Raw genomic sequence first — 3,883 nt, forward strand, 5'->3', positions numbered from 1 at the left:
GTCGGCCTGCTTGATGAACCCGATGACTTGCTCGTCTGTGAATCTGCTCTTGCGCATCGCGCTTCCTGTCGGTTGCGCGGATTCTTCTCTATTGCCTTGGTACGGATGGCGGGTTGCAGGTCAGGTGCGCCAGCAGGCCGGACCGCCGCCATCGCGCGCCGCTGAAGGCCACCGGCCGGCCGGCAGACGGGGGCGGCGGCGTCACTACGACACGAGCCGAGAACCATCACCATCCGGGTTTACTTGGCTATCACCCCCCCGGGGTGTGGCGAGACATCCGGCAACCATTTGTGTAAGGTTCATGGTCTGCATGTTGTACGACCAACAAGGCTGAGGAGGTTTTCATGAGCGGATCTGGTGCCGTGGACTATCCCGACGAACTCAAGCTGGCCTATTGGGAAAAGAAGAAAGGCAGCCTGCCGGACAAGAACGAGGTGGCCGACCTGCTCAAGGCGCTGCAGAAGAAACATGGCGCGGTGGCCTGGGCGCCGTTCGATCCGGGCTGGGTCAAGGCTGCCAAGACCGCCGACGAACTCGACGAGGCCTTCGCCACGCGCGACCGCCAGTGGCGCAGCAGCGTCTTCGCGCTGAAGAAGGACGCCAACGCCGTGGCCACCGCGGCGCAGAAGATGGGCAAGGACAAGGCCGCCGGCAAGCCGGTGCAGGAGGCCGCCAAGGCCATCGGCGCGGCGGTGGACAAGTTCTGCAGCGCCATCGACGACGGCGCCGACGAGCTCAAGCGGCTGGCCGACAAGGCTCGCGGCGGCCTGCCCAGCGGTGACGAGGACGACGACGAGGACGGCCCGGCCTGGATGGAGCCCAAGCGCCTGCTGCAGCAGCTCAACCTGTGCAAGAAGGACAACGACCGCAATGTGCAGTTCGCCTTCGTCGACAAGAGCGACAAGGCGCCCGGCGTGCTGGTGCTCAGCCCCAAGCAGGCCGGCCGGTCGCTGTTTGCCAAGCTGCAGAAGGAGACGGGCGTCAAGACCGGCGCCTATGGCACCACCTGGATGGACGGCACCCAGATGATGCTGCAGCTCGACAAGCCGCTGGGCGGGCTGGTCAAGAAGCTGCGGGAGCCGGTCAAGGCCTGCGGCTTCCGCGTCACCAAGATCGTGCTGTGGAATGCCGACGGCACGGTGTTCGAGGAAGAGGCCGAGGACACCGCCGACCCGAATGCGACGGGCGGCACCACCGCACCCGGCCAGGCCGCCGCCCCAGCGGCCGATGCAGCCGCGCGGTTCAATGCGCGGCTGAAGGCCCTGCTGCCGCGGGTGCAGGCGGCCGCCGGGCAGCCAGGCGGCCAGGACGCCAAGCTGCTGGTCAGCGAAGCCGGCGTGTTCGCGCGCAAGCAGGACTTTGCCAAGGCCAACGCCCTGCTCGATCAGGCCGAGGCCCGCCTGGGCCCGGCGGCCCCGCCGCCCAAGGCCGCGACCGCGCCCACCGTGGTGTTCACCCAGAGCCGCCTGGCCTGGGACAAGACCCGCAAACTGGTCCAGGCCGAACTTCGCAAGCTGGAGCTGGCGGTGAAGGACCAGAGCCGCGACGAACCCGACTACGAGACCATCGCCGCCAACACCCAGGTGATCTACCAGGTGCTCGATTTCCTGGACGAACGCCTGATCGACAAGCTCGACGAGGCCCTGAACGCCACGCTCGAGGACGAGCGCCGCGCCCGCCAGGACGAGGCCCGCGAGATCATCGACGAGTACCTGGACTACATCCGCACCGACGACATGTTGCAGGCCATCGACGACAACGGCTTCGTCGACGTGGCCATCGTCTCCTCGCTCAATGCCTGCCTGACCACGGTCGGCAAGCGACTGCGCGCCTGAGTCGTCGCCCCCCTTCAACCCAGACCCCGATCGGACGGCAACCCCATGGCAGACACCGGCAAGTCCAATCCGCGCCCCGTCAAGGGCGAGGTCAAGCCCAAGGCGCCCAACCAGGTACGCCTGCTCAACATCATCCGCAAGCCGCCACCTCAGCCGGTCTCCAAGGGCATGCAGCGCAAGATCGCCGAAGAGGAGAAGAAATTCCGGCAGCGCCTGCCCGACGAGGACAAGGAGAAGGACGACCTGGAATCGGAAAGCGACGATCTGCCGCCGATCACTGGCGTGATGGGCCGGCGCCTGCAGCGCGAGGTGGAGAAGTTCGAGAAGCGCCAGGTCCAGGACCTCGAATCCGAAGGCAGCGAAGACGACAGCAAGGACGACGACGTGCCCTTGCGCCCGCCGCCGCGGCCGCGCACGCCGGCCCCCCGCGTGCCGCCGCCGACCAACAAGTCCTCGCTGAAGCAGGACTTCAGCCTGACCAACCTGGAGCAGTTGAAGAAGAACGTCGATCGCGGCGGCCTCAAGGGCGTGGGCGACTTCGGCAAGATCATCGACCTGGCCAAGAAGGTGCACGACAAGAAGGTCGACACGCCCGCCAAGGAACTGCTGATGGTCGATGCGCTGGTCAAGAACACCAAGGCCTACCTCGACAAGCGACCCGACCCCACCGACGGCACGCCGCGCGTCTACAAGGACGCCATCGAGAAGCGCAAGATCGAAGGCGCCAAGGCCCTGTTGCGCCAGGCGCAGGTGCGGCAGCAGGACCTGCTGAATGCCAAGTACGGGCCTGACCTGGATTCACCCGACAAGTCGGTGCGCGAGAAGGCCACGCTCGAGCATGCCTTGGCCATGGGCCAGAATTTCGGCGCCAAGCGGCCGTCGGGCGGCACCTCCGACGTGATCCTGCTTCAAGACGTCGAGGGCAAGGTGGCCTATGCCTTCAAGTCGATCAGCGGCGAATCCGACCAGACCGGCATGCCCAAGGGCAGTGGTGCGGTGCGTGAGGTGATGGCCAGTGTGGTCAGCGAGACGATCCGCGAGCAAACCGGCCTGGACTTCGGTTTCCCCCGGGTGAACATGGCGACGATCAACGACGGCAAGGGCGCCCTGGTGGAAGGCCTGAAGGGCGAGGTGCTGGACGGTGAAGCCCTGATGAAGAAGATGCAGGACGACGCCATCACCCCGGAGGACTACCAGCGCATCAAGCAGGAGTTCGGGGTCAAGGCTTCCCAGGTCCCGCCCAAGCAGTTGCAGAAGGCCCTGCTGTGCAACCTGGCCATGGCGCAGTTCGACATCAAGTGGGAAAACCTGATGCTCGATGACTCGTCAGGTCAAACCATGGTCCGGCCCTTTGATGCCGGCGCCGCCTTCCCGCCGGAGGACGTGGTCAAGACCCAGGTCATCAAGCGCAAGGCCCAGCCGGGCGCCACGCTGCTGATGAACCCGGGCACGGGCGGCCTGCTGCCCTCGTCCCAGGCGCCGCTGGACAAGGAACTGGTCGATCAGTTCCTGTCCATCAACGTCGACGCGATGGAAGCCGCGATGGCCAAGGAACGTCGCCGCCTGGCCAAGGAACACGGCCTGTCGCCCGACCTGCTCGTCGACGACGACGCGCAGCGTGGCATCGATTCGATCCGCATCATCCAGGACCTGCTGCGGCGCAATCCGACGCAGACCATGGAAGAGTTCGTGAAGGCCTACGCTGCCCGCCTGCCCGAACTGGTGAGTTGAGCCTGGCGCCGGGCGGGCCGGCGCACGGGTCTTGCTAGTGGCCCTGTGCAGGCCGCCGGTGGCCTGCAGGTGTCTGCTTGGTCCCGAACAGGACAAAGCCGTGCCACATGCCACCTGGATCCGCCCGCTTGCCTGCCGCTGCTGCTCCTCCTGACCTCGATTCAGATCCGCTTGACGAGCATAACTTGAAGCGCTTGACCTGCCCCCAGCACCCGTACCAGGCTTTGTGAGGAATCCGCTTGGTTGAAGGAGATTACTCCTGGGTTTTCTGCGGCGCCGGCACGGCGCCGCCGGTTGTCTGGCGATGCTGCGCCGCG

The 3,883-nt window shown here is 66.1% G+C and carries 2 protein-coding genes; both read left to right on the forward strand.

Annotated elements, in window-relative coordinates; translation table 11 throughout:
• Positions 1 to 344: 344 nt before the first annotated feature.
• On the forward strand, positions 345 to 1,835 hold the full coding sequence (locus tag JI742_RS13740) for a hypothetical protein (RefSeq protein ID WP_201828069.1): 1,491 nt from the start codon (positions 345 to 347) through the stop codon (positions 1,833 to 1,835).
• Between the two features lie 45 nt (positions 1,836 to 1,880).
• The gene (locus JI742_RS13745) at positions 1,881 to 3,566 is read left to right on the forward strand and encodes a hypothetical protein (protein WP_201828072.1); all 1,686 of its coding nucleotides are present in this window, start codon (positions 1,881 to 1,883) and stop codon (positions 3,564 to 3,566) included.
• The last annotated feature ends 317 nt before the right edge of the window (positions 3,567 to 3,883 follow it).

The sequence above is a fragment of the Piscinibacter lacus genome, assembly GCF_016735685.1.
Classification (GTDB): Bacteria; Pseudomonadota; Gammaproteobacteria; order Burkholderiales; family Burkholderiaceae_C; genus Aquariibacter; species Aquariibacter lacus.

Coding starts and splice junctions, on each gene's coding strand:
- JI742_RS13740 (WP_201828069.1), top strand. CDS start 345: ATGAGCGGATCTGGTGCCGTGGACTATCCCGACGAACTCAAGCTGGCC.
- JI742_RS13745 (WP_201828072.1), top strand. CDS start 1,881: ATGGCAGACACCGGCAAGTCCAATCCGCGCCCCGTCAAGGGCGAGGTC.